Source organism: Pseudomonas sp. 14A (assembly GCF_018132745.1).
Classification (GTDB): Bacteria; Pseudomonadota; Gammaproteobacteria; order Pseudomonadales; family Pseudomonadaceae; genus Aquipseudomonas; species Aquipseudomonas mercuritolerans.
This window is the reverse complement of the sequence record NZ_JAGRQJ010000018.1, coordinates 297156-323364: the sequence shown is the minus strand read 5'-3', so window position 1 is coordinate 323364 and position 26209 is coordinate 297156. Positions and strand designations below refer to the sequence as shown.

Here is a 26209-nt window from a genome sequence, read left to right as displayed (position 1 = left end):
TTCCGATGCTCGAACAGTACGTCAAAAAGATCCTCACCTCGCGCGTTTATGACGTTGCCGTAGAAACCCCGCTGCAGAACGCCCGCCAGCTCTCCGAGCGGCTGGGCAATGACATCTGGCTCAAGCGCGAAGACTTGCAGCCGGTGTTCTCGTTCAAGATTCGCGGCGCCTACAACAAGCTGACCCAGCTCAGCGACGAGGAGCGCGCCCGTGGCGTGGTCACCGCGTCGGCGGGCAATCATGCGCAGGGCCTGGCTCTGGCGGCGAAAGTGTTGGGCGTCAAAGCCACCATCGTCATGCCCAAGACCACCCCGGAAATCAAAGTCGAAGGCGTGCGCTCGCGCGGCGGCAAAGTGGTGCTGCACGGTGACTCGTTCCCGGAAGCGCTGGCCTACTCGCTGAAACTGGTCGATGAAAAAGGCTACGTCTACATCCACCCGTACGACGATCCGCACACCATTGCCGGGCAGGGCACCGTGGCCATGGAAATCCTTCGTCAGCACCCGCAGCCGCTGGACGCAATTTTCGTCCCGGTCGGCGGCGGTGGGTTGATCGCCGGTATCGCGGCGTACGTGAAATACCTGCGTCCGGACATCAAGGTAATTGGCGTCGAACCGGACGATTCCAACTGCCTGCAAGCCGCGATGGCAGCGGGCGAGCGCGTGGTTCTGCCGACCGTAGGTATCTTCGCCGACGGCGTGGCGGTGGCGCAGATCGGCCAGTACACCTTTGAGATCTGCAAGGATTACGTCGATGAAGTGATAACGGTCAGCACTGACGAGATCTGCGCGGCAATCAAGGATATCTACGACGATACCCGCTCGATCACCGAGCCTGCCGGCGCGCTGGGCGTGGCCGGGATCAAGAAGTACGTTGAGCAACGCGGTGTCAGCGGCCAGACCTTTGTCGCCATCGATTCCGGTGCCAACGTCAACTTCGACCGCCTGCGCCACGTCGCCGAGCGCGCCGAGCTGGGCGAGGGTCGCGAAGCGATCATCGCCGTGACCATCCCGGAAAAGGCCGGCAGCTTCAAGGCGTTCTGCGAAGCCATCGGCAAGCGCCAGATCACTGAATTCAATTACCGCTACAACACCGGCAGCGAAGCGCACATCTTCGTCGGCGTGCAGACCCACCCGGACAACGACCCGCGCAGCGCCTTGCTGGCAAGCCTGACCGAGCAGGGTTTCCCGGTCATCGACCTGACCGACAACGAACTGGCCAAGCTGCACATCCGCCACATGGTCGGCGGCCGCGCGGCGCAGGTGGTCGATGAAGTGGTGCTGCGCTTCGAATTCCCGGAGCGCCCGGGCGCGCTGTTCAACTTCCTCAACAAGCTCGGCGGGCGCTGGAATATCTCGATGTTCCACTACCGCAACCACGGCGCAGCGGACGGCCGCGTGGTCGCCGGCCTGCAAGTGCCCCATGACGAGCGTCATCTGGTGCCGGCGGCACTGGCGGAAATCGGCTACCCGTATTGGGATGAAAGCGACAACCCGGCCTATCAGCTGTTTCTTGGCTGAGCGGCTACGCTGATGGGCATGGATCTACGAAAGAGAACGACATGGAAACCCTGACCACCCTGAAAGTCCTCCACGTTGCGGCGACCGTGGTCATCCTCGTGAGCGGGCTGGGGCTCGCCGCCCTGACCTGGCGTAATCGCAGCGAAGGCCCGGCCAGTACGATGCGCCGTCCGTGGCTGTTCATCTGGTGTCTGATGCTGATCGGCATGCTCAGCATGCCTTTCACCGGCTGGTGGCTGGTGCATCTGGTTGGCTGGCCATTGGGGCAATTGTGGATTCTGGGGTCCAGCGTGATCTATGCCGTGGCCACGTTCAGTGCGGTCTGGCTGCTGGTCCGGCTGGATCGGCTGTGGACCAGCGGGGTGGGCAATCGCAAGTTCAATCTGGCCCTGGCGATTGTCAGCGGCGTCGGGTTTGTCGCCATAGCGGCGTTGATGGGGGCCAAGCCGGTCTAAGGCTGGAGACCGAGTCGATCCCATTCGCGAGCAAGCTCGCTCCCACAGGAGATTTGTCAATGACACAGATCCAATGTGGGAGCGAGCCTGCTCGCGAAGGCGATATCAGTCGCGCAACGAAATCACCGGCCAGCCACGCTTCTCGGCTTCGGCCCGCAGATTCGGATCAGGATCCACCGCCACCGGATTCGCCACCTGCTCCAGCAACGGTAGATCATTCATCGAATCACTATAGAAATAGCTGTCCTCAAGCGAATGCCCGGTCTCTTCCAGCCAACGATTGAGGCGCGTGACCTTGCCTTCACGGAAACACGGAATGTCGGTGCTGCGCCCGCTGTAGCGGCCGTCGACCATTTCGCATTCGGTGGCAATCAGGGTTTCCACGCCCAGGCGCACAGCGATCGGCGCCGTGACGAAGCGGTTGGTGGCGGTGATGATCACCAGTTTGTCGCCGGCATCGCGGTGCTTTTTCAGCAGCTCCAGTGCCTTGGGCAGCACGATCGGCTCAATGCAGTCGCGCATGTAATCGCTGTGCCAGGCGTCGAGCACGGCCATTTCGGTGCGGCCGAGAATTTCCAGGCAGAAGTTCAGGTAGGCGGCGTTGTCGAGCTTGCCGGCCAGGTAATCCTGATAGAACTCGTCGTTGCGCGCCTTGTAGGCGATCGGGTCGAGGAAGCCGCGCTCGCACAGATAATCGCCCCAGGCGTGATCGCTGTCGCCGCCCAGAAGGGTGTTGTCCAAATCGAATAAAGCCAGGCGCATTGCAGTTACCCGCTGAAAAGTCAGTAAAAAGGCGACAAGAATACGGTCTTTTCACAAGAGTGCACATAAGGTAGGAACCTTCGTTGCCGCCTCATCAAGCTTTGTGGAACAATGCGGCGACATGCGTTTGCGAGGTTGTTGCCGTGATCGACCCCGATGGTTTCCGCCCCAATGTCGGGATCATTCTGACGAATGACGCCGGCCAGGTGCTATGGGCTCGCCGTATCAATCAGGACGCCTGGCAGTTTCCGCAAGGGGGGATCAACCCCGAGGAGACGCCGGAAGACGCCTTGTACCGCGAGCTGAACGAAGAAGTTGGCCTGGAACGTGAAGATGTTGAAATACTGGCCTGTACCCGGGGCTGGTTGCGCTATCGTTTGCCGCAACGCCTGGTGCGGACCCACAGCCAACCGCTGTGCATCGGCCAGAAGCAGAAATGGTTTCTCCTGCGCCTGATCTCCAACGAGCAGCGGGTGCGGATGGATCTGACCGGTAAACCGGAGTTCGATGGCTGGCGCTGGGTCAGCTATTGGTATCCGTTGGGCCAGGTGGTGACATTCAAGCGCGAGGTGTATCGACGCGCTCTCAAAGAGCTTGCCCCGCGCCTTTTAGCGCGCGACTGACGACGGAGTTCGACCCCGAGCCATGCTCAATACGCTGCGCAAGATCGTCCAGGAAGTTAACTCCGCCAAGGATCTCAAGGCGGCGTTGGGGATTATTGTGTTGCGCGTCAAAGAGGCCATGGGCAGCCAGGTCTGCTCGGTCTACCTGCTTGATCCGGAAACCAACCGCTTCGTCCTGATGGCCACCGAGGGCTTGAACAAGCGCTCGATCGGCAAGGTCAGCATGGCCCCCAACGAGGGTCTGGTCGGTCTGGTCGGCACGCGTGAAGAACCCCTGAACCTCGAGAACGCTTCGGTTCACCCGCGCTATCGGTACTTCGCCGAAACCGGTGAAGAGCGTTACGCCTCGTTCCTCGGTGCACCGATCATCCACCACCGCCGCGTCGTCGGCGTGTTGGTCATCCAGCAGAAAGAACGCCGCCAGTTCGACGAAGGTGAAGAAGCCTTCCTCGTGACCATGAGCGCGCAGCTTGCCGGCGTGATCGCCCACGCCGAGGCCACCGGTTCGATCCGTGGTCTGGGCCGGCAGGGCAAGGGCATTCAGGAAGCCAAGTTCGTCGGCGTGCCGGGTTCACCCGGTGCGGCGGTCGGTACCGCCGTGGTCATGCTGCCGCCGGCGGATCTGGACGTGGTGCCGGACAAGACCATCACTGATATCAACGCTGAGCTGGCGCTGTTCAAGACCGCCATCGAAGGCGTGCGCGCCGACATGCGCGCGTTGTCCGCCAAACTCGCGACCCAGCTGCGCCCGGAAGAGCGCGCGTTATTCGACGTCTACCTGATGATGCTCGACGATGCCTCGCTGGGCAGCGAAATCACCACCGTGATCAAGACGGGGCAGTGGGCTCAGGGCGCGCTGCGTCAGGTGGTCACTGAGCACGTCAACCGTTTCGAACTGATGGACGACGCCTACCTGCGCGAGCGCGCCTCGGACGTCAAAGACCTTGGCCGCCGCTTGCTCGCCTATCTGCAGGAAGAGCGCCAGCAGAATCTGGTCTACCCGGAAAAAACCATCCTGGTCAGCGAAGAGCTGACGCCGGCGATGCTCGGCGAGGTGCCGGAAGGCACGCTGGTCGGTCTGGTCTCGGTACTCGGTTCGGGTAACTCCCACGTCGCGATTCTGGCCCGGGCCATGGGCATTCCGACGGTGATGGGCCTGGTCGACCTGCCGTACGCCAAGGTCGACGGCATCGAAATGATCGTCGACGGCACCCGTGGCGAGGTCTACACCAACCCCAGCGAAGTGCTGCGCAAGCAGTTCGCCGAGGTCGTTGAAGAAGAGAAACAACTGGCGCTGGGCCTCGACACCCTGCGCGACCTGCCGTGCGTGACCCTCGATGGTCACCGCATGCCGCTGTGGGTCAACACCGGCCTGCTCGCCGATGTGGCGCGGGCGCAGAAGCGTGGCGCCGAAGGGGTTGGTCTGTACCGCACCGAAGTGCCGTTCATGATCAACCAGCGCTTCCCGAGCGAGAAGGAACAGCTGGCGATTTACCGCGAACAGCTCGCCGCGTTCCACCCGCAACCGGTGACCATGCGCAGCCTCGACATCGGCGGTGACAAATCGCTGTCGTACTTCCCGATCAAGGAAGACAACCCGTTCCTCGGCTGGCGCGGTATCCGCGTCACCCTCGACCACCCGGAAATCTTCCTCGTGCAGACGCGTGCGATGCTCAAGGCCAGCGAAGGCTTGAACAACCTGCGGATTCTGCTGCCGATGATCTCCGGCACCCACGAACTCGAAGAAGCCCTGCACCTGATCCACCGGGCCTGGGGCGAAGTGCGCGACGAAGGCACCGATGTGCCGATGCCGCCGATCGGCGTGATGATCGAAATCCCGGCAGCGGTGTACCAGACCAAGGAACTGGCGCGGATGGTCGACTTCCTCTCCGTTGGCTCCAACGACCTGACCCAGTACCTGCTGGCGGTAGACCGCAACAACCCGCGCGTCGCCGACCTCTACGACTATCTGCACCCTGCGGTGCTGCAAGCCCTGCAAACCGTCGTCACTGACGCCCACGCCGAAGGCAAACCGGTGAGCATCTGCGGTGAAATGGCCGGTGATCCGGCGGCGGCGGTGCTGTTGATGGCGATGGGCTTCGACAGCCTGTCGATGAACGCCACCAACCTGCCGAAGGTGAAGTGGATGTTGCGCCAAGTGAACCTGAGCAAGGCGCAGGAGATGCTGGCGGAACTGATGAAGATTGATAACCCGCAGGTTATCCACAGCTCGCTGCAACTGGCGCTGAAGAATCTCGGGTTGGCGAAGATGAATTCGCCGGTGGTGCCCAAGGCTCTCTAAAGATCAAAAGCCCCTCACCCTAGCCCTCTCCCAGAGGGAGAGGGGACTGATTGGGGGATGCTGCAGAACTCCGTCGACCTGTAAGTGCTTTGCTGAATCCATAATCGACTCGATCTTTCAGGTCGATGTATACCGCAAGACACTTCGGTCGGCCCCTTCTCCCAGAGGGAGAGGGGACTGATTGGGGGATGCTGCAGAACTCCGTCGACCTGTAAGTGCTTTGCTGAATCCATAATCGACTCGATCTTTCAGGTCGATGTATACCGCAAGACACCTCGGTCGGCCCCCTCTCCCTCCGGGAGAGGGCTGGGGTGAGGGGCTGCTGTTAGACACAAACCTCAACTTCCCCTAGATGCCCCCCATAAGGCCCAAAACTGCGCTCCACCATCCGCCGCGTCCCGTCCGCTTGCACTATCAACGCCGTACTCGCCCGCGTGCCATAACTCTGGCTGGCAATAAACACACTCGACAACAACGCTTCCGTCGCCATGCCTACCCCGGTATCCGGCAACTCCGCCTCGGGTGCGGTCTGCGCATCGCTCAGCAAGGCCAGCAATCGCTCAGGCTGCGGATCGTCCAGCACCGCGCTCAATGCCGCCCTGGCCTTGAGCAGTTTTGGCCACGGTGTATCCAGCCCCGCGTTGGATAACCCATAAACTCCAGGCTGCAACATCACCGGCTCTGACGCCCGCGCATTGAAGCGCCACAACTCATGGGCATTGCCCAGCAGCAGATTGAACCCGGCAAACTCGGCCGCACGATCAACGACATCGCTCAAATAATCATCAATCGACAGATCTGCCGTGAGAAAGCGCGCCACCAGCTCGCCCCGGGATTTGGTCGCCGGTGGCTGCTGTGGATCGCGAATATTGGTCAGCGCGGCGAAGCGTCCGTTGGTGCCGATCCCCAGCCACGTGCCGCCAGCTTCAAGATCACGCCCGGCATGCACATGCGGCGCCTCGGGCCACGGCGCCAATGGCAGGCTGGGGCGGGCGTAGAACTCGTCGCGGTTGGCCGCGACGATCAGCGGCTGGGCATGGCCCGGGCGCCAGGCGAAAACGATCAGGCACATAAGGTGGTCCTTGTGTGTTTTTTGCCCACTCTACGCATCCGGCGTCCGTGCATCCATCGCCAGTGGAGCAGAAGGCTGCGCATCCGTTAACATGCCGCTCCTGTTTTGCCGATGCGTGCTGGAGACGGTCATGGAATTTCTGCTCTACCTGGCGCTCGGCGCCTGTGCGGGCGTGCTCGCCGGGCTGTTTGGCGTCGGCGGCGGGATCATCATCGTCCCGGTGCTGGTGTTCAGCTTCACCCTGCAGGGCTTCGATCAGTCGATCCTCACGCACCTGGCGGTGGGCACGTCGCTGGCGACGATCATATTCACCTCGGTCAACGCCGTGCGTGAGCATCACCGCCGGGGCGCGGTGCGCTGGGCGATTTTTCGCTGGATGACCGTGGGTATCCTGCTCGGTGCCGGTTTCGGGGCGCTGACCGCAGAAGCCATCTCCGGGCCGAACCTGCAAAAGATCATCGGCGTGTTCGCTCTGGTGATCGCCGTGCAGTTGGCGCTGGATGTCAAACCCAAGGCCAGCCGCACGGTGCCGGGCAAACTCGGTCTGACCGCTGCCGGTACGGTGATTGGCTGGGCCTCGGCGATTTTCGGCATTGGTGGCGGCTCGCTGACCGTACCGTTTCTGACCTGGCGCAGCGTGCCGATGCAGCAAGCCGTGGCGACCTCGTCGGCCTGTGGCTTGCCGATCGCTCTGGCCAGTGCAGCAAGTTTCATGATTCTGGGGTGGCACGATCCGTTGTTGCCGGCCCATAGTCTCGGTTTTGTGTATTTGCCGGCATTGTTGGGCATCGCCCTGACCAGCATGGTCTTCGCCCGGCTCGGCGCGCGTCTGGCGCACAGATTGTCGCCGCGCTTGCTGAAAAGGCTGTTCGCCGCTTTGCTGTTCTGCGTGGGTCTGAGCTTTTTGCTCTGACCGCGTGGCAATCCTGGCTTAATCCTGAGGTGGCAGCGTCGCCCGGGAATTTCGCTTTCAACTCTAACAAGGAGTCGCAATGCTGCCTTACCCGCAGATCGACCCGGTGGCCCTGGCCATCGGTCCGCTGAAAATCCACTGGTACGGTCTGATGTACCTGATCGGCATCGGCGGCGCGTGGCTGTTGGCGTCGCGCCGGCTCAACCGCTTCGACCCGACCTGGACCAAGGAGAAACTCTCCGATCTGGTGTTCTGGCTATCGATGGGCGTGATCGTCGGCGGCCGTCTGGGCTATGTGCTGTTCTATGATCTGAGCGCATACCTGGCCAACCCGACACTGATTTTCGAAGTGTGGAAGGGCGGCATGTCGTTCCATGGCGGATTCATCGGCGTGATGCTCGCGGCCTTGTGGTTCGGCAAGCGCAATGGCAAGTCGTTCTTCCAGCTGATGGACTTCGTCGCACCGATGGTGCCGATCGGCCTGGGCGCCGGGCGCATCGGCAATTTCATCAACGCCGAGCTGTGGGGCAAGGCCACCGACGTGCCATGGGCCATGGTGTTCCCGCCTTTCAGCGATCCGGCGCAGTTGCCGCGTCACCCGTCGCAGCTGTACCAGTTCGCCCTCGAAGGCGTGGCACTGTTCCTGATCCTGTGGATCTTCTCGCGCAAACCGCGCCCGACCATGGCGGTCTCCGGCATGTTCGCGCTGTTCTACGGCATCTTCCGTTTCATCGTCGAGTTCGTCCGTGTGCCTGACGCGCAGTTGGGCTATCTGGCGTGGAACTGGCTGACCATGGGTCAGGTGCTCTGCGTGCCGATGATTGTCGGCGGGCTGTTGCTGATCTGGCTGGCCTATCGTCGCGCCCCGGCAGCGCCGCTCGCGCCGACGGCTTAAACTACGAACCCCGGCGCGAGACGCCGGGGCTCCAAGGACACAGGTAACTCATGAAGCAATATCTCGAACTGGTCTCGCACGTCATTCAGAACGGCACCAAGCAGGCCAACCGCACCGGTATCAACACCATCAGTTTTCCGGGAGCGATGCTGCGTTTCGATCTGCAGGAAGGTTTCCCGGCGATCACTACGCGCAAGATGGCTTTCAAATCGGCCATCGGCGAGATGTGCGGCTTTCTGCGTGGCGTCAACAACGCCGCTGAATTCCGCGCGCTGGGCTGCAAGGTCTGGGACCAGAACGCCAACGAAAACGCGCAATGGCTGGCCAACCCGTTCCGTCAGGGCGACGACGACCTCGGTGAAATCTACGGCGTGCAATGGCGCAAGTGGCCGGCGTACAAGCAGATCCCGCTGAGCAACACTGCTGCCATCGAACAGACCCTGAGCAACGGCTACAAGCAGATCGCTCAGGGCGAAGAAGACGGCCAGGCCTACGTCGTGCTGTACAAAGCGATCGATCAGGTACGCCAGTGCGTCGACACGATCATCAAGGATCCGGGCAGCCGGCGCATTCTGTTCCACGGCTGGAACGTCGCCCAGCTCGATGAAATGGCCCTGCCGCCATGCCATCTGCTGTACCAGTTCCACCCGAACGTCGAGACCAAGGAAATCTCCCTGACTCTCTACATCCGCTCCAATGATCTGGGGCTGGGCACGCCGTTCAACCTCACCGAGGGCGCCGCGCTGCTGAGCCTGATCGGGCGCCTGACCGGCTACACGCCGCGCTGGTTCACCTATTTCATCGGTGATGCCCACGTCTACGAAAACCACCTGGACATGCTCAACGAACAGCTCAAGCGCGAGCCGTTTGCCATGCCGAAACTGAAGATTTCCGATCGCGTGCCGGAGTTTGCCAAAACTGGTGTGTACCAGCCGGAGTGGCTGGAATTGGTCGAGCCGAGCGACTTCTCGCTGGAAGGCTATGAGCACCATCCACCGATGACCGCGCCGATGGCGGTCTAAACCACACCGCAATATCCCTGTGGGAGCGAGCCTGCTCGCGAAGAGGGCGTGTCAGTCGCAGATGTGTCGACTGATACACCGCTTTCGCGAGCAGGCTCGCTCCCACATTTGGTTGTGTGTTGGGCTCAATGGCCGTGGCTACGGCCTACATGGGAGTGTTCGACTTCGGTCGCCACAACCCCGCCACTCACCTCCAGCCGCTGCAAGATCCCGCATTGATCCGCCTCCGGGCCTTCGCCACAGCGTTGGCGCAGGTCGAGCAGTTGTGTCTGCAACGCCAATAACCCATCAATTCGCGCCTTCACGTGCTGAATATGTTCGTCGATCAGCGCATTGACGCTCTCGCACTGATCCTGCGGGCTGTCGCGCAGGGCGAGGAGGCTGCGGATTTCTTCGAGGGTCATGTCGAGGGTGCGGCAGTTGCGGATGAAGGTCAGGCGTTCGGCGTGGGCTTGAGTGTAGACGCGGTAGTTGCCATCGCTGCGCGCCGGTTCCGGCAGGAGGTTTTCGCGCTCGTAGTAGCGGATGGTTTCAACCGCACAGTCGGTGAGTTTCGCCAGTTCGCCGATCTTCATGACGGCCATCTCCAAAAGGGTGCTTGACCCTATAGTGGCTACAGGGTCTTTACTTGGCAACAGGCACCTTCATGGACGCGACCAATGAGCGATTCCCTGCACACCCACAAGCCCGGCGACGGCCACGATCACAGCCATGAATTGCAGCCGGTGCATAAACATGCGCATGGCGGCGATTCCTGCTGCGCTTCGAAAGCTGCGCCGGCCCCGGTTCATGCGCACGAAGATTCCTGCTGCTCGTCGAAAGCCGCAGCGCCTGCCTTGGTGCAATTGAGCGAAAAGACCAGCGCAGACGCGCGCCTGAGCAGCTTCCGCATCGAGGCGATGGACTGCCCGACCGAGCAGACGCTGATCCAGAACAAGCTCGGCAAGCTGGCCGGCGTGCAGCAGCTGGAATTCAATCTGATCAATCGCGTGCTTGGCGTGACCCATAATCTGCCGGGCACCGAGCCGATCACCGAGGCGATCAAATCCCTCGGCATGCACGCCGAGCCGCTAGAGGCGGGTGTCGATGCTCCGGCCCCGGCTGCGGTGAAAAAACACTGGTGGCCACTGGCGCTGTCCGGTGTGACCGCGCTGGGCGCCGAAGTCATCCACTTCACCAGCGCTGCCCCCGACTGGGTGGTGGCGATTGTTGCGCTGGTGTCGATCCTCAGCGGCGGCCTCGGCACCTATAAAAAGGGCTGGATTGCCCTGAAGAACCTTAACCTCAACATCAATGCGCTGATGAGCATCGCCGTAACCGGCGCGATCCTCATCGGTCAGTGGCCGGAAGCGGCGATGGTGATGTTCCTCTTCACCGTCGCCGAGCTGATCGAAGCACGCTCGCTGGACCGCGCGCGCAATGCGATCAGTGGCTTGATGCAAATGACCCCGGAGCAGGCCACGGTATTGCAGGCCGACGGTAATTGGCGCGAACAAGAGGTTAAAAGCGTCGATCTTGGCGCCCGCGTGCGGGTGAAACCCGGCGAGCGCATCGCGCTGGATGGCGCGGTGGTCAGCGGCAGCTCGACCATCGACCAGGCGCCGATAACCGGTGAAAGCCTGCCGGTGGAAAAAACTGTCGGCGATAAAGTCTTCGCTGGCACCATCAATCAGGCCGGCTCGCTGGAATACACGGTGACCGCTGCGGCGAACAACTCGACGCTGGCGCGGATCATTCACGCCGTCGAACAGGCCCAGGGCGCACGGGCACCGACCCAGCGTTTCGTTGACCAATTCTCGAAAATCTACACCCCGGCGGTATTCGTCTTCGCCTTGGCCGTGGCGATCATCCCGCCGTTGTTCATGGGCGCGGCGTGGTTCGACTGGATCTACCGCGCGCTGGTGCTGCTGGTGGTGGCCTGTCCGTGCGCACTGGTGATTTCCACCCCGGTGACCATCGTCAGCGGCCTCGCGGCGGCAGCGCGCAAGGGCATTCTGGTCAAGGGCGGCGTGTATCTGGAAGGCGGCTTCAAGCTCGATTATCTGGCGCTGGACAAGACCGGCACGATCACCCACGGCAAACCGGTGCAGACCGATTACCTGTCGCTCGAGCCGACCGCAGACGCCACGGCACCGGCCATCGCCGCCGCGCTGGCCGGGCGCTCCGATCACCCGGTGTCGCTGGCGATTGCCAGTGCCGCTGTGGATAAAAACTTCGCCGCGCTGACTGTGGATAACTTCGCCGCGCTAGGCGGGAGGGGCGTCAAAGGTGATATCAACGGCAAGACTTATCACTTGGGCAACCATCGTCTGGTCGAAGATTTGGGCCTGTGCTCGCCGCAGCTGGAAGAAAAGCTGTTCGCGCTGGAAAAACAGGGCAAATCCGTTGTGCTGCTGCTCGACAGCGCAGGCCCGCTGGCGCTGTTCGCCGTGGCCGACACGGTCAAGGAAACCAGCCGCGAAGCGATTCGTCAGTTGCATGAACTTGGGGTGAAAACCCTGATGCTGACCGGCGACAACGTCCACACCGCGCAAGCGATTGCCGCCCAGGTCGGCATCGACGAGGCGCGCGGCGACTTGCTGCCGTCCGACAAGCTGCAAGCCATTGAAGATCTGTACAAGCAGGGCCACCGGGTCGGTATGGTCGGCGATGGCATCAACGATGCCCCGGCATTGGCCCGTGCCGAGATCGGTTTCGCCATGGCCGCCGCCGGCACCGACACCGCGATCGAAACCGCCGATGTCGCCCTGATGGACGACGATCTGCGCAAGATCCCTGCGTTCATCAGCTTGTCGCGCACCACCGCCAGCATTCTGAAACAGAACATCGCGCTGGCGCTGGTGATCAAGGCGATCTTTCTTGCGGTAACCTTTGCCGGGTTTGCCACCATGTGGATGGCGGTGTTTGCCGATATGGGCGTGAGCCTGCTGGTGGTGTTCAACGGTTTGCGCTTGCTGCGCAAATAGATGAGGAAAGAGTGTGCTGAGTGCCGAGCTGAAAGCGTTTTACATGGTCGCCCGCCTGGGCAGCATCACGCTGGCGGCGAAAAAACTCGGCCTCAGCCAACCGACCGTGACCACGCAGATTCGTAACCTGGAAAGCCAGTATTCGGTGGAGTTGTTCTACCGTGGCGGGCGCCGACTGAGCGTCAGCGACGAAGGCGCGCGCCTGCTGCCGATGGTCAAGACCCTGTTGCAGCAAGAGGCGGACATCGAGTTTTTCCTGCGCAACAGTGGGCAGGTCCAGGGCACGCTGCGCATTGCCGCGACGGCGCCGTATTACATCCTCGACCTGGTGAAGACCTTCCGCGAGCGTTTGCCGCAGGTGGAAGTGTCGGTGGAAATCGGCAACTCGCAGCAGGTGCTGGAAGCGCTGGAGGATTACCGCGTGGATGTCGCGGCGTCGTCGCAGCTGCTCGACGATACGCGGTTGATTCGCCGGGTGCTCGGCACTGATCCGCTGGTGCTGGCGGTGCATCGCAATCATCCGTTGGCCTCGCTTGAGCATGTGACGTTGAATGCGCTGGCCGGGCATACGTTGTTGATGCGCGAGCCGGGTTCGACCACGCGGCGGTTGACCGAAGAGTTGCTGGCCGGCGCCGGAGTAAGCTTCGGGCCGTTGCTGGAGATCGGCAGCCGAGAGTCGATTCGCGAGGCGGTGCTGCGCAATATCGGCATCAGCATCATCGCGCGGCAGGAAGTGCCGCATGATCCACAACTGCGCGTGCTGACCATCGAGAATGCACCGCAGATTCCGGAGTATCTGTATTGCCTCAAAGAGAGGAAGGGCGCGCGTCTGCCGGCGGCGTTTCTCGGCTTGGCACAAGAGATGTCTCCGGCATGAGACCTTCAATGTCTGAAAAGGCCTCTTCGCGAGCAGGCTCGCTCCCACATTGGATTTGGGTTGTGAACACGATCCCCTGTGGGAGCGAGCCTGCTCGCGAAGGCGTCAGCCCAGGCAAAACACAATCTGAACCAAAATCCCCGAATACCACTATCAGCCGTTTTTGCCTCGCTGCCACATGACGGACGCATTACAACTCTAGGATTGGCCTCATCCGTTTGCTGAGGTCCGTCCATGAATCCTGCCATCGCAACTGCCCTGACCAACCCCGGCGCGCCGATGAAAGTGCGCGGCGTGCACAAGCGTTTCGGTGCGTTCACTGCGCTGGACAACGTCTCCCTCGATGTCGCCGCCGGCGAACTGGTGTGCCTGCTCGGCCCGTCGGGCTGTGGCAAGACCACGCTGCTGCGCTGCATTGCCGGTCTGGAGCGGCAGGACAGCGGCGAGTTGTACCTGGGCGATCGCGATGTCTCGCACCTTGCCCCGCAAGCGCGGGATTACGGAATTCTGTTCCAGTCCTACGCGCTGTTTCCCAATCTGACGGTCGAGGCGAACATTGCCTACGGCCTCGCCGGCAGCGGGCGCGATGAAGTGCGCCGGCGTGTCGGTCAGATGCTGGAACTGGTGGGCCTCACCGGCAGTGAGAAAAAGTACCCAGGCCAATTGTCCGGCGGTCAGCAACAGCGTGTAGCGCTCGCTCGCGCATTGGCGCCGTCGCCGTCGCTGCTGTTGCTCGACGAACCGATGTCGGCCCTCGACGCGCGGGTGCGCGAGCACTTGTGCACCGAGCTGCGTCAGCTGCAACGCAACCTCGGCATCACCACGCTGATGGTCACGCACAATCAGGACGAGGCGATGTTGAGGGCCGATCGCATCGCGGTGATGAACAACGGCCGCGTCGAGCAGTACGCCACGCCGCAGGAAATCTACAACCGCCCGGCCACGCCGTTCGTGGCCGAGTTTGTCGGCCAGGGCAACTGGCTGCCGTTCCAGCGCAGCAGCGACAGTCACGCCCAGGTCGGCGGGATGAATCTGCGGCTGGCCGATGGCAGCGTGCACGGCGCTTCGGGTCGACTGTTCTGCCGCCCGGAGGCGATCAACGTCAATCCGCTGGTGCACGAAGAGAACCTGTTCCCGGCCAAGGTTCGCGAAATCACTTTCCTCGGCAACCGCTGCCGCATGAGCTTCGAACTCGATCAACTGCCGGGCCATGCGCTGCTCGCCGAACTCGCACCAGAAGCCATGCCGCGCCTCGGCGCCCAGCAAATCATGGTCGCCTTGCCGCCGCGCAGTTTGCAGGTGTTCGCCTGATGAACAGCAACCTCGCGCTGCCGCTACCGCACAAGCAGGTGCGACAGCCCTCGAAAGCCGAGATCGGCGATCGCCTGTTCGTGCTCGGCGGCAAAATCCTCCTGCTGGTGTTGCTCGGCCTCGCGGTGCTGCTGCCGTTGCTGGCGATCTTCTGGCGCGGTTTCAGCAATGACGCCGGGCAGGGCGGTGGCTGGCTCGCGGCGAAGGAGTTGGTGACCAGTGCCAATTTCCATTGGCTGCTCGGCAACAGCCTGAAAGTGTCCCTCAGCGTTGCGGCCATTGTTGTACCGCTGGCCTACCTGTTTGCCTACGCGCTGCAACGCACGCTGATTCCTGGCAAAGGCATCTGGCGCGGGATCTCCCTGCTGCCGCTGATGGCGCCGTCGATGCTGCCGGGAATTGCGCTGGTCTATCTGTTCGGCAACCAAGGCATGCTGCGTGGGCTGCTCTCGGACAATATCTATGGGTTCTGGGGCATTGTGCTGGGCGAGGTGATCTACACCTTTCCTCATGCCCTGATGATTTTGCTCTCGGCATTGTCGCTGGCCGATGCGCGGCTTTTCGATGCCGCATCGAGCATGGGTGCCAGTCCGGCCAAGGCGTTCCGCAGCATCACCTGGCCGGCGACCCGTCAGGCGGTATTCGCTGCGTTCTGTCTGGTGTTCACCCTGACCATCACCGATTTCGGTGTGCCAGTGGTGGTCGGTGGCGACTATCAGGTGTTGGCGCTGGAAGCCTATAAAGCCGTGGTCGGTCAGCAGCAATTCGGTCGCGGCGCGTTGATCGGCATGGTGCTGTTACTGCCGGCGCTGTTCAGTTTCGGTGTCGATGCGTGGTTGCGTCGCCGCCATGGTGACTCGATGAGCGGACGCGCGCAGGTGTTCAAGCCGCTGCCGTCCAGGCTGCGTGACGGCTGCTATCTGGCGATCGTTTTGCTGATTTGCGCCGCGCTGCTGCTGGTGTTCGGCATGGCGGTGTTTTCGTCGCTGGTGAAGTTCTGGCCGTACAACCTGTCGCTGTCGCTCAACCACTATCAGTTCAACGAAACCGCCGGCGGTGGCTGGCTCGCCTACAGCAACAGTCTGAAGATGGCGCTGGGCACCGCGCTGATTGGCAGCGTACTGATTTTCACTGGTGCCTATCTGATGGAGAAAACCCGCACCCAGCGCGGCTTGAACCTGACCTTGCGCATGCTCAGCTTCGTGCCGATGGCAGTGCCGGGGCTGGTGCTGGGTCTCGGCTATGTCTTCTTCTTCAACCTCAGCGGCAATCCGCTGCATGTGCTCTACGGGACGATGACGCTGCTGATCGTCTGCACCATCGCGCACTATCTGACCACCGCACAAATGACCGCGACCACCGCGCTGCGCCAGCTCGACGCCGAGTTCGAAGCCGCCGCGCTGTCGCTGAAGGCGCCGCTGTACCGGCATTACCTGCGCGTGACCGTGCCGATCTGCCTGCCGGCGTTGCTGGACATCGTGCGCTACCTGTTCGTCTCGGCGATGACCACGGTTTCCGCCGCGATCTTCCTCTACAGCCCCGACACCATTCTCGCGGCGGTGGCGGTGCTGAACATGGACGATGCCGGCAACGTTGGCGGTGCGGCGGCAATGTCGACCCTGATTCTGTTCACTTCGGCCGGCGTGTCGCTGCTGCTGGCGTGGGCTTCGCGCGGCTTGCTGCGCCGTTCTCAAGCCTGGCGGCAAAACGCGCCCGGTCACTGATTCAACTCACCTACAGGAAAACGCTCATGTTCAAGCCTATGGCCCTGGCCGCTGCTGTGCTCGCGACTTTCAGCCTGAATGCCTTCGCGGCAAAAACCGAGTTGACGGTGTACACCGCCCTCGAAGCCGAACAACTGAAGTCCTACAAGGAGGCTTTTGAAAAGGCCAACCCGGACGTCGAGATCAAATGGGTGCGCGATTCCACCGGGATCATCACCGCCAAACTGCTCGCCGAAAAGGCGCGCCCGCAGGCTGACGCGGTGTGGGGCCTGGCTGCTTCGAGCCTGGCAATTCTCGACCAGCAAGGCATGCTCCAAAGTTATGCACCGAAGGATCTCGGCAAGATTGGCGCGAATTACCGCGACGCCGCCAACCCGCCAGCCTGGGTCGGCATGGACGTGTGGGCCGCGACCATTTGCTTCAACACCGTTGAGGCTGAGAAGCAGGGTCTGAGCAAACCGATCAGTTGGCAGGACCTGACCAAGCCTGAGTACAAGGGCAAGATCGTCATGCCCAACCCGGCGTCGTCCGGCACCGGTTTCCTTGACGTCAGCGCCTGGCTGCAAACCTTCGGCGAGAAGCAGGGCTGGGCGTATATGGACGGCCTGCACCAGAACATCGGCCAGTACGTCCACTCTGGTTCCAAGCCGTGCAAATTGGCGGCGGCGGGGGAGTTTCCGATCGGGATTTCCTTTGAATATCCAGCCGTACAGCTGAAACGCCAGGGCGCGCCGCTGGACATCATCCTGCCGAAGGAAGGTCTGGGCTGGGAGATCGAAGCGACAGCGGTGATCAAAGGCACACCGCATGAAGAAGCGGCGAAGAAACTCGCTGATTTCTCCGCCAGCGCCGAGGCGATGGATCTGTACAAGGAGAACTTCGCCGTGCTCGCGCAGCCGGGGATTGCCAAGCCGCAAACCGAATTGCCAGCCGACTATGAGCAGCGCCTGATCAAGAACGACTTTGCCTGGGCCTCGAAGAATCGCGACGAGATCCTGGCTGAATGGCGCAAGCGGTATGACGGCAAGTCCGAGAAAGTTGTCGCCAAGTAAGATCTTTATCGACAGACAAGGCCCCTTCGCGAGCAGGCTCGCTCCCACAGTTGCAATGCTGTCCCCTGTGGGAGCGAGCCTGCTCGCGAAAGCGGTTTCTCATTCAGAGCACCTCTACATGACACAACCCAAAGACCTGCTCATCATCGGCGCCGGCATCCTCGGTCTGTCCCACGCCTATGCCGCCGCCAAACGCGGCCTGAAAGTCGCGGTATTCGAACGCACCGCCACGCCCCTCGGCGCTTCGGTGCGCAACTTCGGCCAGGCGCTGGTGACCGGTCAGCCGCCCGGCATCATGCTCGAACTGGCCAAGGCCAGCCGCGAGATATGGGGCGACTGGGCGCAACTTGCCGGCCTGCAGGTCAAGCGCAACGGCTCCTACCTGTTCGCCCGCAGCGAGGCCGAAGAACACCTGCTCGAAGCCTTCTGCGCCGGCCGCGCGGTCGAGCATGGCTACAACGTCGAGCTGCTGCGCGGCGCAGCGTTGCGTGATCTGTATGGCGGCCAGTTCAGCCATCACCGCGCCGCGCTGCACGGTGTCGATGATCAGCAGTTGTACTCGCGCGAAGCGATTCCGGCGCTGATCGACTACTTGCGCCGTGACCTCGGCGTCGAGTTTCACTTTTCCACGCTGGTGCGCGACGTCGAGCCGGGGCGTCTGCACAGCACCGCTGGCAGTTTTACCGGCAAGCAGATCATCGTCTGCTCCGGCCACGATTATCAGACCCTGCTGGCCGAGCCGATTGCTGCGCTCAATCCGCAGATCTGTCGTCTGCAAATGCTCCGCGCCAGACCAAGCATCGAGTTGAACCTGCAACACGCCGTGCTCACCGGCCTGAGCTGCGTGCACTACGGCGCCTTCGCCGATTTGCCGCAAGCCGCAGCGGTGCAGGCGCAGATTCTCCGTGAACAACCGCACCTGCACGCCAACGGCATTCACCTGCTGATCAGCCCGACGCCGTATGGTGAGTTGATCATCGGCGATTCGCATCATTACGGCAGCGATGCGTCACCGTTCAATGCCGAACAGGTCGACAACTGGATGCTCGAACTCGCCGAGCAGACCCTGGGCTGCCAGGTGCAAGTGGTCGAACGCTGGCAGGGCGTCTATGGTTCTCGCGGGCCGGCGCCGTTTTCATTCCTGCGTCCGGCACCGGGCCTGAGCGTGGCGCTGATGCACACCGGCGTCGGCATGAGCGTCGGCCCGGCGCTGGCGGAACGCAACATCGCGCAGTTACTGGAGGAGGCATGAATCACGAACAGGTGATCGCCCGGGTGTTCGGCCTGTATGAACGCTTCGGCGCCAGCGATTACATCGGCGAACCGGTGTCGCAGCTCGAGCACATGTCCCAGGCCGCAGAACTGGCCATGGCTGAAGGCTGTGACGATGAAGTGGTGCTGGCGACGTTCTTTCATGACATCGGCCATTTGTGTGCCGAGGGCGCGGAAAACATGGGCGGTTATGGCGTGGTCAGCCATGAACGGCTCGGTGCGGATTATCTGCGTGAGGCAGGTTTCAGCGAACGGCTGGCGCGACTTGTGGAATATCACGTTCAGGCCAAACGCTATCTGACCTTGCGCGAGCCGGGCTATTACGCGCGGTTGAGTGAGGCGAGTCGGCGCACGCTGGAATATCAGGGCGGGGTAATGAGCGCGGCTGAGGCGGATGCGTTCGAGGCTGATCCGTTGTGTGCGCTGAGTTTGCGCATGCGGCGCTGGGATGAGTTGGCCAAAAAGGAGGCAGTGCCGGTGATGGATCTTGCGGTGCTGAAGCGCAAGGCCTGCGCCGTTTTGTCTTGAGAGACAGGCAAGGTCGGTGCGGATGAATTGTCCTACGGTATAAAAAGAACAATCGTGCAGATAATCCGGCACGGACGGGCTAGGTTGATTGTCCGCTCATCTCACGAGACTGACCTGTATGCGTTATTTGAAAGTAACCGCCCAAGATCGGAGTACCAACAACAGAGCTGATACCGTGCTCCTGCATTTTTTCGAGGAAAGCAGCGGCGCTGAAGACGCGCTCGTGCACCGCGCCTATGCACTGGATATCACCGCCGATGGAAAAGTCGATTTCCAGGCCGGCGATGCAAACTCCGACGGCAAGGAAGATATCAAGGACGAGCGCCTGCTCAAGTCATTTGCCAACACCTACCTGCAACTCAACTGGTTCAATCGTGGTAATACCTGGGACCGGTATCTGAAGATTTTCACAGAGGATTTCGCCAAGGACGGTTCACCGGACACGGTGCGCCTGCATTTCCACGAGGGCACCGGCAAACCTCAGGACAACACCATCGTCTACACCGCCTCCCACTACGACACCGACAATGATGGAACGCTGGACTGGATCATCAGTTTCGATGTGGATAACGATGGTGATCAGGATGCCGTGGATCGCAAGCTTGTTTCGCAGCTGAGTACCAGTTACGTAAAATTCAAATGGCGCTGATGATCCGCCGCATCAGATCTGTTCCGCCAGCGCCACAATCTGCTCCTGCCTTTGCGCCTGGTTCAACTTCGCCTGCGGATTGAGCGACGACCACTGCGGATGCGCCCGGGCCTTGCCCAAGGCCTCGGGCAACTTGCCTTCGCGCCAGGTTTTATCCACAGGCGTGGCCACCTGAATGCTGTCCATCGCCGCATGCCCACGCTGATCGAGTGCCAGCAACAACTGGCGCTGGCGCAACGCCAACAGGCGCAGCACGGCGTCATCCACGGTCAATTCCCGCTGGCCTTTGATCTTGCCGAGCAGGCGACTGCCATAACTGCGCGCCGTTTGCAGCGCGCCACCGGCAATCGCGCCGGCCAGTGCCGCTGCGCCGAGAGTAATCCCGCCGACCAGTAAATCCACGCCAGCCCCGGCCGCCGCACCGGCAGCAACGCCGCCGCCGACGCGCACGCCGAGTTGTTTCAGGGTTTCCGGATTGAACAGGTCATCGCCCCAGCGCCCGTCGAGCAACGGCAAGTCACTGGCCGCCGCGTCCTGCGGGCGAAACGCGTAGAGCTTGAGCAGCGCCTCAACGCACTTCTGCTCACGCTGGCGTACAGCTTTGCGCAGTTCGCTGATCGCCTGCTGTTCCTGCTCGGCTTCGCTGACCACACTGCGCCGGCACGCGGCGCAATCGATCAGCAATTCGGCAATCAGGCGCGCGGCACTTTGCTGGCGCGCGAGGCGCTGCGCCTGCTGGTCGGCGATCAACCGCTCCAGCTGCGGCCGGGCGTTTTCCAATAGCAGGGCGAGGCTTTCGTACAAGCGCCGCTCGCCATCCTCGGGCGGTGCGACGCTGTCGAAACGTACCAGCGCATGTAGCCCCAGCCGCGCCAGCGCCTCGCGCCAATCGGGTTCGCGATGGTTGGCGCTGCTGACGAAATTCAGCACCGGCAGCAGCGGCTTGCCGCAACTGGCGAGCACTTCCAGTTCGTCGCGGTACTTGGCCAGCACCGGTTCACGGGCGTCGATCACATACAGACCGGCGTCGGAGGCGAGCAACTGCCGCAGTACCTTGGCTTCCTGTTCGAAACGCTGGCGCGCCTCGCTGCCGTCGAGAAACCGCGCCAGCCGCGCCGGGCCGTCGAGACGTTCGCCGGGGCGTTCCAGACGCTCGAGAAAATCCAGCAGGGCGATCGCATCTTCCAGCCCCGGCGTGTCGTACAGATCGAGCAACGGCTCGCCATCCACCGACAACCGCGCGCCTTCGACATGCCGGGTGGTACTCGGCCGATGCGAGACTTCGCCGAAGCCGACATCGCGGGTCAGCGTGCGCAGCAGCGAGGTCTTGCCGACGTTGGTGTGGCCTACCACCGCAAGTTTCAGCGGGGCTTTGCGTGCATCAGTCATGTCCGCTCTCCAGCCAGTTCATCGGCGCGCAATCGGCAAACGGCAAGTCCAACTGTTGCAGCGCCGCGTGCCAGTCACCCAGACGTTGCCCGTCCAGCGCTTGGCCAGGCGGCGCTTGCAGCAGCCAGATCCGAGTGGCGCCGGCGTTGCGCGCGAGTTCGGCGATCAATGCGAGGCTGCCGCGATCCGGCGAACGTCGTGGATCGCAAGCGATGGCCAGCCGCGCCGGCGGGAAGCGACTGAGTTGTTCGAGCAGTTTGTGCCGCGATTCGCGACTGTCGAGGATGCCTGCGTTGCTGACGTTTTTCGGCAGCGCGGGTGGCCATGGGCGCTGTTCGTCCAACTCGATCGCCACCAGCAGCGCGCCTTCACTGGCGAGTTCGCCGACGTTGCTTTCGACGCGATGCAGTTGCGCCGGCTCCGGGTCGTTGACGCCGAGGCGTTCGCTGGTTGGCATCAACCGTTCGCGCAGTTGCGCGTAGCCGGGCAGATTCAGATCCAGGCGCAGCGCGGCTTTGCCGCTGTTCCAGCGCCACAGGCACAACAGCGCGAGCAGCAGGCGCGGCAGCACGCCGTAGACCACCAGCACACCGACCAGCCAGGTCGCCCAGGCCTGTCGTGCGCTTTCGATGTCGAGGGCACCGTCGCCGCTGGCGCGGATCATTTCCTCGGTCGGCACGTTGAAGCCGAGCAGCGACGGCAGATAGCCAAGGGCCTGGGTGACGTGGATGAAAGTGTCGGCGCCGAGGATCGTGGTTTCCCAGACAAAGCCGTAGCGCCGCGTGGCCATCAGCGTCAGCAGCAGGATCAGCGCGCTGAGCATTGCCAGCAGCCACAAGCCATTGACCAACGCGCCGAGTGCCCAGCGGTTGAGTTTCTTGCGTTGCAGCAACAACAGCAGGGCCGGCGCCAGTTGCGCGGCTTTGGCGTCGCGGGCGAATTTTTCGCTGAGCCACAGCCACAAGCGCCCAAGGCTGGCGCCGTGCTCGCCAGCGAAGACCAAGCCCAGCGCCCAGCTCAGTAGCAAAATCAAATTGATCCCGAGCAGACTGCCCAAGGCCCAGAACACATTCACCGGCGTCTGCCCGAGCGCGGCGAAGGCCAGGCCGGCGCCGCTGAGCACGGCGAAAATCATCAACAGCACCAGCGCCAGGCGCGCGCCTTGCAGCCAGTGCCTGAGCGCGGCGGTCAGTCCGTCGCGCTCGGCCAGCCATAGCGCCCGGCGCGCAATGCGGCTCGGCAGATCGCCGCCAGCGGTGCGGGCCAGACGATTGGCTTCCAGATCATCCAGCGGCCCCGCGTGTTCTTCGCGCAGGCGGATGGTTTCGGTGAGCCAGAGGTTTTGCAGTGGAGTCAGTTCAGTCACGCGGCGTCCCGTCGCTAAATCGAGCGCTGAGCATAACCGCTGTGGCGCTTATCGGGGTAAGCGCGGCTCTGGTATCCTCGCCGGCATGACTAAATCACTGCCCCTCAGCCTGATCGCAGCCCTCGGTGAAAACCGCGTGATCGGCGTCGACAACAGCATGCCCTGGCACCTGCCGGGGGACTTCAAATACTTCAAGGCGACCACGCTCGGCAAGCCGATCATCATGGGCCGCAAGACCTGGGATTCGCTCGGCCGGCCGCTGCCGGGGCGCTTGAACATCGTGGTCAGCCGCCAGCCTGATCTGCAACTCGAAGGCGCCGAGGTCTATCCGTCGCTGGAAGCCGCCGTGGCCCGCGCCGAGGAGTGGGCGGAAGCCCAGGACGTTGATGAACTGATGCTGATTGGCGGCGCGCAGTTGTATGCGCAAGGGCTGGCGCAGGCCGATCGGCTGTACCTGACCCGCGTGGCGCTGAGCCCGCAAGGGGATGCGTGGTTTCCGGAGTTTGATGTGCACCAGTGGAAACTGGTGTCGAATGTTGAAAATCCGGCGGTTGAAGATAAACCCGCGTACAACTTCGAAGTCTGGGAGAAAAAGCAGCTTTAAGCCTCAAGCTGCAAGCTGCAAGTAAAAGCTGATTGGCTCTTGGCTCTTGGCTTGCAGCTTGCAGCTTGCAGCTTGCAGCTTGCAGCTTGCAGCTTGCAGCTTCAGCTGACTAGCTGCGCGTGTTCATCGGCATCCAGCAGCGCTTTATCCGTCTGCTGCATGACCTGACTGGTTATCGCCCCAGCGGTAATCGAGCCACTCACGTTCAACGCGGTGCGACCCATATCGATCAGCGGCTCGACCGAAATCAGCAGTGCCACCAGTGACACCGGCAAGCCCATCGCCGGCAGCACGATCAGGGCGGCGAACGTTGCGCCGCCGCCAACTCCGGCGACACCGGCCGAGCTCAACGTGACAATCGCTACCAGTGTCGCGATCCACAGCGGATCCAGCGGGTTGATGCCGACCGTTGGTGCCACCATCACTGCCAACATTGCCGGATAGAGACCGGCGCAACCGTTCTGGCCAATCGTTGCGCCGAACGAGGCAGCGAAACTGGCGACCGACGACGGAATGCCCAGACGACGGGTCTGCGCTTCGATGCTCAACGGAATGGTCGCTGCGCTGGAGCGGCTGGTGAAAGCAAACGTCAGCACCGGCCAGATCTTGCGGAAGAAACGCAGCGGGTTGATCCCGGCGGCCGAAACCAGCACGCCGTGCACCACGAACATCAGCCCCAGGCCGATATACGACACCACGACGAAACTGCCGAGCTTGATGATGTCTTGCAGGTTGGAGCCGGCGACCACTTTGGTCATCAGCGCCAGCACACCGTACGGGGTCAGCTTCATCACCAGACGCACCAGACGCATCACCCAGGCTTGCAGGGTGTCGATGGCGTTGATCACTTTCTGACCTTTCTCGACGTCGTCCTTGAGCAGTTGCAGTGCGGCGACCCCGAGGAACGCGGCGAAGATCACCACACTGATGATCGAGGTCGGCTTGGCCCGGGCCAGGTCGGCGAACGGGTTCTGCGGAATGAACGACAGCAGCAGTTGCGGCACATTGAGGTCTGCGACCTTGCCGGCGTAGTCGTTCTGAATGGTTTGCAGGCGCGCCATTTCCTGAGTGCCGGCGACCAGACCTTCAGCGCTGAGGCCGAACAGGTTGGTCAGGCCGATGCCGATCAACGCCGCGATGGCGGTGGTGAACAGCAGCGTGCCGATGGTCAGGAAACTGATTTTGCCCAGCGACGAAGCGTTGTGCAGGCGTGCCACGGCGCTGAGGATCGAAGCAAACACCAGCGGGATCACGATCATTTGCAGCAACTGCACGTAACCGTTGCCGACCAGATCGAACCAGCCGATCGAGGCTTTCAGCACCGGGTTGCCGGCGCCGTAAATCGTGTGCAGCGCTACGCCGAACGCCACGCCGAGGATCAGTGCAAGCAGGACTTTTTTCGCCAGGCTCCAGGTCGTGTGGCGGGTTTGCGCCAGGCCGAAGAGCAGGGCGAGGAACACCAGCAGGTTGAGAATCAGCGGTAGATTCATGAGGACTCCAGAAAAGACTGTGCCAACAGCCATCCGGGGCTGCTGCGAACAGGCAAGCCTAACAGCTTGATTTGCAATGATTTAATAACGAAATGGCAGGGCGTCCGTCGTTTTTGGAATAAGAGCGTGTCGTTGTCGGCAATGCAACTGGCGCGCAGGGGACGCAGGCGGTCGCTGACAGGTGAGGGTTGTCACACTGATTTGTTAGCGTCGAACTCTTTGCATCGGGGAGTAGCGCTATGAGAATTGCACGCACGTTGTTGGCTGTTGCACTGGCGGCTGGCCTCGCCGGCCAGGCATTTGCCACGGACCTCAAGCATTGGCCGGCAGATCAGGCCAAGGCGCTGGACGCAATGATTGCCGCCAACGCCAACAAGGGTAATTACGCGGTGTTCGACATGGACAACACCAGTTACCGCTACGACCTCGAAGAATCCTTGCTGCCGTTCATGGAAAACAAGGGCCTGATCACCCGTGACAAGCTCGATCCGTCGCTGAAACTGATGCCCTTCAAGGATACCGCCGAGCACAAGGAAAGCCTGTTCAGTTATTACTACCGGCTCTGCGAAGTCGACGACATGGTTTGCTACCCATGGGTGGCGCAGGTGTTCTCCGGCTTCACCCTCAAGGAGCTCAAGGGCTACGTCGACGAGTTGATGGCTTCGGGCAAACCGGTGCCGGCGACGTATTACGAAGGCGATGTGGTGAAGAAACTCGACGTCAATCCGCCGAAGATCTTCACCGGCCAGCAGGAGCTGTATAACAAGCTGATGGAGAACGGCATCGAGGTCTACGTAATGACCGCCGCCTCAGAGGAACTGGTGCGCATGGTCGCGGCGGATCCCAAGTACGGCTACAACGTCAAACCGCAGAACGTCATCGGCGTTTCACTGCTGCTCAAGGATCAGAAGACCGGCGAGCTGACCACCGCGCGCAAACAGATCACTGCCGGCAAATATGACGAGAAGGCCAACCTCGGCCTGGAGCTGACGCCTTACCTGTGGACCCCGGCAACGTGGATGGCCGGCAAGCACGCGGCGATCCTGACCTATATCGATGAATGGAAAAAACCGGTACTGGTCGGTGGCGATACCCCGACCAGCGACGGCTACATGCTGTTCCACGATGTCGACGTGGCCAAGGGCGGCATTCACTTGTGGATCAACCGCAAGGTCAAGTACCTGACGCAAATCAACGGCATGATGGCCAAGCACGCGGCGGCGCAGGCCAAGGAAGGCTTGCCGGTGACGGCGGACAAGAACTGGGTGATCGTCAAGCCTGAGGAAATCCAGTAAGCCACCCCGATTCAAGGTGGGAGCGAGCCTGCTCGCGAAAGCGTAATGTCAGCCACCCTCTCCGTTTCTGACATACCGCATTCGCGAGCAGGCTCGCTCCCACAGTTTGATTTTCGGTGAGT

Annotated in this window: 23 protein-coding genes; 17 read left to right on the top strand and 6 right to left on the bottom strand. The window is 61.9% G+C overall.

The genetic code is table 11. The annotated features are described in order from the left end of the window. Window positions 1–5: 5 nt before the first annotated feature. Together ilvA and PS14A_RS24050 are read left to right on the top strand one after the other, a co-directional pair. On the top strand, window positions 6–1520 hold the full coding sequence (gene ilvA / locus PS14A_RS24055; protein ID WP_071172186.1) for a threonine ammonia-lyase, biosynthetic: 1515 nt from the start codon (window positions 6–8) through the stop codon (window positions 1518–1520). A gap of 41 nt (window positions 1521–1561) precedes the next feature. After that, window positions 1562–1975, top strand: a complete 414-nt coding sequence (locus tag PS14A_RS24050; RefSeq protein WP_212617386.1) for a DUF2269 family protein — start codon at window positions 1562–1564, stop codon at window positions 1973–1975. A 105-nt stretch (window positions 1976–2080) separates the two neighbouring features. Here the strand turns inward: PS14A_RS24050 and PS14A_RS24045 are convergent, their stop codons facing one another. Then, window positions 2081–2737, bottom strand: coding sequence for an HAD family hydrolase (locus tag PS14A_RS24045; protein ID WP_212617385.1), 657 nt, complete (start codon window positions 2735–2737; stop codon window positions 2081–2083). Window positions 2738–2880: 143 nt separating this feature from the next. On the opposite strand from PS14A_RS24045, the gene PS14A_RS24040 reads away from it, so the two are divergent. Then, window positions 2881–3360, top strand: a complete 480-nt coding sequence (locus PS14A_RS24040) for an RNA pyrophosphohydrolase (RefSeq protein ID WP_003229203.1) — start codon at window positions 2881–2883, stop codon at window positions 3358–3360. Between the two features lie 22 nt (window positions 3361–3382). Next, window positions 3383–5662 carry a phosphoenolpyruvate--protein phosphotransferase gene (gene ptsP / locus PS14A_RS24035; protein WP_212617384.1) on the top strand — a complete coding sequence of 760 codons (2280 nt, stop codon included), beginning with the start codon at window positions 3383–3385 and terminating at the stop codon, window positions 5660–5662. Window positions 5663–5987: 325 nt separating this feature from the next. Here the strand turns inward: ptsP and PS14A_RS24030 are convergent, their stop codons facing one another. Beyond that, the gene (locus PS14A_RS24030; RefSeq protein ID WP_212617383.1) at window positions 5988–6734 is read right to left on the bottom strand and encodes an NRDE family protein; all 747 of its coding nucleotides are present in this window, start codon (window positions 6732–6734) and stop codon (window positions 5988–5990) included. A 130-nt stretch (window positions 6735–6864) separates the two neighbouring features. Here PS14A_RS24030 and PS14A_RS24025 point away from each other — a divergent pair, with 130 nt between their 5' ends. From PS14A_RS24025 to PS14A_RS24015, 3 genes are all read left to right on the top strand, one after another. Further along, window positions 6865–7647, top strand: a complete 783-nt coding sequence (locus PS14A_RS24025; protein WP_016772682.1) for a sulfite exporter TauE/SafE family protein — start codon at window positions 6865–6867, stop codon at window positions 7645–7647. Window positions 7648–7726: 79 nt separating this feature from the next. Continuing rightward, entirely contained in the window at window positions 7727–8542 is an 816-nt protein-coding gene (lgt, locus tag PS14A_RS24020) for a prolipoprotein diacylglyceryl transferase (RefSeq protein ID WP_016772683.1), read from the top strand. Window positions 8543–8592: 50 nt separating this feature from the next. After that, window positions 8593–9564 carry a thymidylate synthase gene (locus tag PS14A_RS24015; RefSeq protein ID WP_076564469.1) on the top strand — a complete coding sequence of 324 codons (972 nt, stop codon included), beginning with the start codon at window positions 8593–8595 and terminating at the stop codon, window positions 9562–9564. 125 nt (window positions 9565–9689) lie between these two features. Here the strand turns inward: PS14A_RS24015 and cadR are convergent, their stop codons facing one another. Then, window positions 9690–10139, bottom strand: a complete 450-nt coding sequence (cadR, locus tag PS14A_RS24010) for a Cd(II)/Pb(II)-responsive transcriptional regulator (RefSeq protein ID WP_016772685.1) — start codon at window positions 10137–10139, stop codon at window positions 9690–9692. Between the two features lie 84 nt (window positions 10140–10223). Here cadR and PS14A_RS24005 point away from each other — a divergent pair, with 84 nt between their 5' ends. From PS14A_RS24005 to PS14A_RS23970, 8 genes are all read left to right on the top strand, one after another. Beyond that, window positions 10224–12530, top strand: coding sequence for a heavy metal translocating P-type ATPase (locus PS14A_RS24005; RefSeq protein ID WP_212617382.1), 2307 nt, complete (start codon window positions 10224–10226; stop codon window positions 12528–12530). A 13-nt stretch (window positions 12531–12543) separates the two neighbouring features. Then, window positions 12544–13407, top strand: coding sequence for a LysR family transcriptional regulator (locus PS14A_RS24000; protein WP_212617381.1), 864 nt, complete (start codon window positions 12544–12546; stop codon window positions 13405–13407). A gap of 234 nt (window positions 13408–13641) precedes the next feature. Then, window positions 13642–14718 carry a putative 2-aminoethylphosphonate ABC transporter ATP-binding protein gene (locus PS14A_RS23995; RefSeq protein ID WP_212617380.1) on the top strand — a complete coding sequence of 359 codons (1077 nt, stop codon included), beginning with the start codon at window positions 13642–13644 and terminating at the stop codon, window positions 14716–14718. After that, window positions 14718–16442: a putative 2-aminoethylphosphonate ABC transporter permease subunit gene (locus PS14A_RS23990; protein ID WP_212617379.1), complete on the top strand. Its 1725-nt coding sequence runs from the start codon at window positions 14718–14720 to the stop codon at window positions 16440–16442. Before PS14A_RS23995 ends, PS14A_RS23990 begins: the two co-directional genes overlap by 1 nt. Before the next feature lie 26 nt (window positions 16443–16468). Further along, entirely contained in the window at window positions 16469–17494 is a 1026-nt protein-coding gene (locus tag PS14A_RS23985; RefSeq protein ID WP_056786284.1) for a putative 2-aminoethylphosphonate ABC transporter substrate-binding protein, read from the top strand. A 118-nt stretch (window positions 17495–17612) separates the two neighbouring features. Next, window positions 17613–18746 carry a TIGR03364 family FAD-dependent oxidoreductase gene (locus PS14A_RS23980; RefSeq protein ID WP_212617378.1) on the top strand — a complete coding sequence of 378 codons (1134 nt, stop codon included), beginning with the start codon at window positions 17613–17615 and terminating at the stop codon, window positions 18744–18746. Beyond that, window positions 18743–19294, top strand: coding sequence for a phosphonate degradation HD-domain oxygenase (locus PS14A_RS23975; RefSeq protein ID WP_212617377.1), 552 nt, complete (start codon window positions 18743–18745; stop codon window positions 19292–19294). Before PS14A_RS23980 ends, PS14A_RS23975 begins: the two co-directional genes overlap by 4 nt. A 118-nt stretch (window positions 19295–19412) precedes the next feature. Beyond that, window positions 19413–19943, top strand: a complete 531-nt coding sequence (locus PS14A_RS23970) for a hypothetical protein (RefSeq protein ID WP_212617376.1) — start codon at window positions 19413–19415, stop codon at window positions 19941–19943. 12 nt (window positions 19944–19955) lie between these two features. Here the strand turns inward: PS14A_RS23970 and PS14A_RS23965 are convergent, their stop codons facing one another. Together PS14A_RS23965 and PS14A_RS23960 are read right to left on the bottom strand one after the other, a co-directional pair. Further along, entirely contained in the window at window positions 19956–21332 is a 1377-nt protein-coding gene (locus PS14A_RS23965; protein ID WP_212617375.1) for a GTPase/DUF3482 domain-containing protein, read from the bottom strand. Continuing rightward, entirely contained in the window at window positions 21325–22698 is a 1374-nt protein-coding gene (locus PS14A_RS23960; RefSeq protein WP_212617374.1) for a DUF2868 domain-containing protein, read from the bottom strand. The genes PS14A_RS23965 and PS14A_RS23960 overlap by 8 nt, the downstream gene beginning before the upstream one ends. Before the next feature lie 85 nt (window positions 22699–22783). Here PS14A_RS23960 and PS14A_RS23955 point away from each other — a divergent pair, with 85 nt between their 5' ends. Continuing rightward, a complete protein-coding gene (locus tag PS14A_RS23955; RefSeq protein WP_212617373.1) occupies window positions 22784–23302 on the top strand; it encodes a dihydrofolate reductase in 519 nt (172 codons plus the stop codon). 101 nt (window positions 23303–23403) lie between these two features. On the opposite strand, the gene PS14A_RS23950 is transcribed toward PS14A_RS23955, so the two are convergent. Then, entirely contained in the window at window positions 23404–24792 is a 1389-nt protein-coding gene (locus PS14A_RS23950) for an L-cystine transporter (RefSeq protein WP_130911249.1), read from the bottom strand. A 239-nt stretch (window positions 24793–25031) separates the two neighbouring features. Here PS14A_RS23950 and PS14A_RS23945 point away from each other — a divergent pair, with 239 nt between their 5' ends. Then, a complete protein-coding gene (locus PS14A_RS23945; RefSeq protein ID WP_212617372.1) occupies window positions 25032–26087 on the top strand; it encodes a haloacid dehalogenase-like hydrolase in 1056 nt (351 codons plus the stop codon). The last annotated feature ends 122 nt before the right edge of the window (window positions 26088–26209 follow it).

Excerpts from the sequence above, each read along its gene's own strand:
- ilvA (WP_071172186.1), top strand. The coding sequence starts at position 6 with ATGCTCGAACAGTACGTCAAAAAGATCCTCACCTCGCGCGTTTATGAC.
- PS14A_RS24050 (WP_212617386.1), top strand. The coding sequence starts at position 1,562 with ATGGAAACCCTGACCACCCTGAAAGTCCTCCACGTTGCGGCGACCGTG.
- PS14A_RS24045 (WP_212617385.1), bottom strand. The coding sequence starts at position 2,737 with ATGCGCCTGGCTTTATTCGATTTGGACAACACCCTTCTGGGCGGCGAC.
- ptsP (WP_212617384.1), top strand. The coding sequence starts at position 3,383 with ATGCTCAATACGCTGCGCAAGATCGTCCAGGAAGTTAACTCCGCCAAG.
- PS14A_RS24030 (WP_212617383.1), bottom strand. The coding sequence starts at position 6,734 with ATGTGCCTGATCGTTTTCGCCTGGCGCCCGGGCCATGCCCAGCCGCTG.
- PS14A_RS24025 (WP_016772682.1), top strand. The coding sequence starts at position 6,865 with ATGGAATTTCTGCTCTACCTGGCGCTCGGCGCCTGTGCGGGCGTGCTC.
- lgt (WP_016772683.1), top strand. The coding sequence starts at position 7,727 with ATGCTGCCTTACCCGCAGATCGACCCGGTGGCCCTGGCCATCGGTCCG.
- PS14A_RS24015 (WP_076564469.1), top strand. The coding sequence starts at position 8,593 with ATGAAGCAATATCTCGAACTGGTCTCGCACGTCATTCAGAACGGCACC.
- cadR (WP_016772685.1), bottom strand. The coding sequence starts at position 10,139 with ATGAAGATCGGCGAACTGGCGAAACTCACCGACTGTGCGGTTGAAACC.
- PS14A_RS24005 (WP_212617382.1), top strand. The coding sequence starts at position 10,224 with ATGAGCGATTCCCTGCACACCCACAAGCCCGGCGACGGCCACGATCAC.
- PS14A_RS23995 (WP_212617380.1), top strand. The coding sequence starts at position 13,642 with ATGAATCCTGCCATCGCAACTGCCCTGACCAACCCCGGCGCGCCGATG.
- PS14A_RS23990 (WP_212617379.1), top strand. The coding sequence starts at position 14,718 with ATGAACAGCAACCTCGCGCTGCCGCTACCGCACAAGCAGGTGCGACAG.
- PS14A_RS23985 (WP_056786284.1), top strand. The coding sequence starts at position 16,469 with ATGTTCAAGCCTATGGCCCTGGCCGCTGCTGTGCTCGCGACTTTCAGC.
- PS14A_RS23980 (WP_212617378.1), top strand. The coding sequence starts at position 17,613 with ATGACACAACCCAAAGACCTGCTCATCATCGGCGCCGGCATCCTCGGT.
- PS14A_RS23975 (WP_212617377.1), top strand. The coding sequence starts at position 18,743 with ATGAATCACGAACAGGTGATCGCCCGGGTGTTCGGCCTGTATGAACGC.
- PS14A_RS23970 (WP_212617376.1), top strand. The coding sequence starts at position 19,413 with ATGCGTTATTTGAAAGTAACCGCCCAAGATCGGAGTACCAACAACAGA.
- PS14A_RS23965 (WP_212617375.1), bottom strand. The coding sequence starts at position 21,332 with ATGACTGATGCACGCAAAGCCCCGCTGAAACTTGCGGTGGTAGGCCAC.
- PS14A_RS23955 (WP_212617373.1), top strand. The coding sequence starts at position 22,784 with ATGACTAAATCACTGCCCCTCAGCCTGATCGCAGCCCTCGGTGAAAAC.
- PS14A_RS23950 (WP_130911249.1), bottom strand. The coding sequence starts at position 24,792 with ATGAATCTACCGCTGATTCTCAACCTGCTGGTGTTCCTCGCCCTGCTC.
- PS14A_RS23945 (WP_212617372.1), top strand. The coding sequence starts at position 25,032 with ATGAGAATTGCACGCACGTTGTTGGCTGTTGCACTGGCGGCTGGCCTC.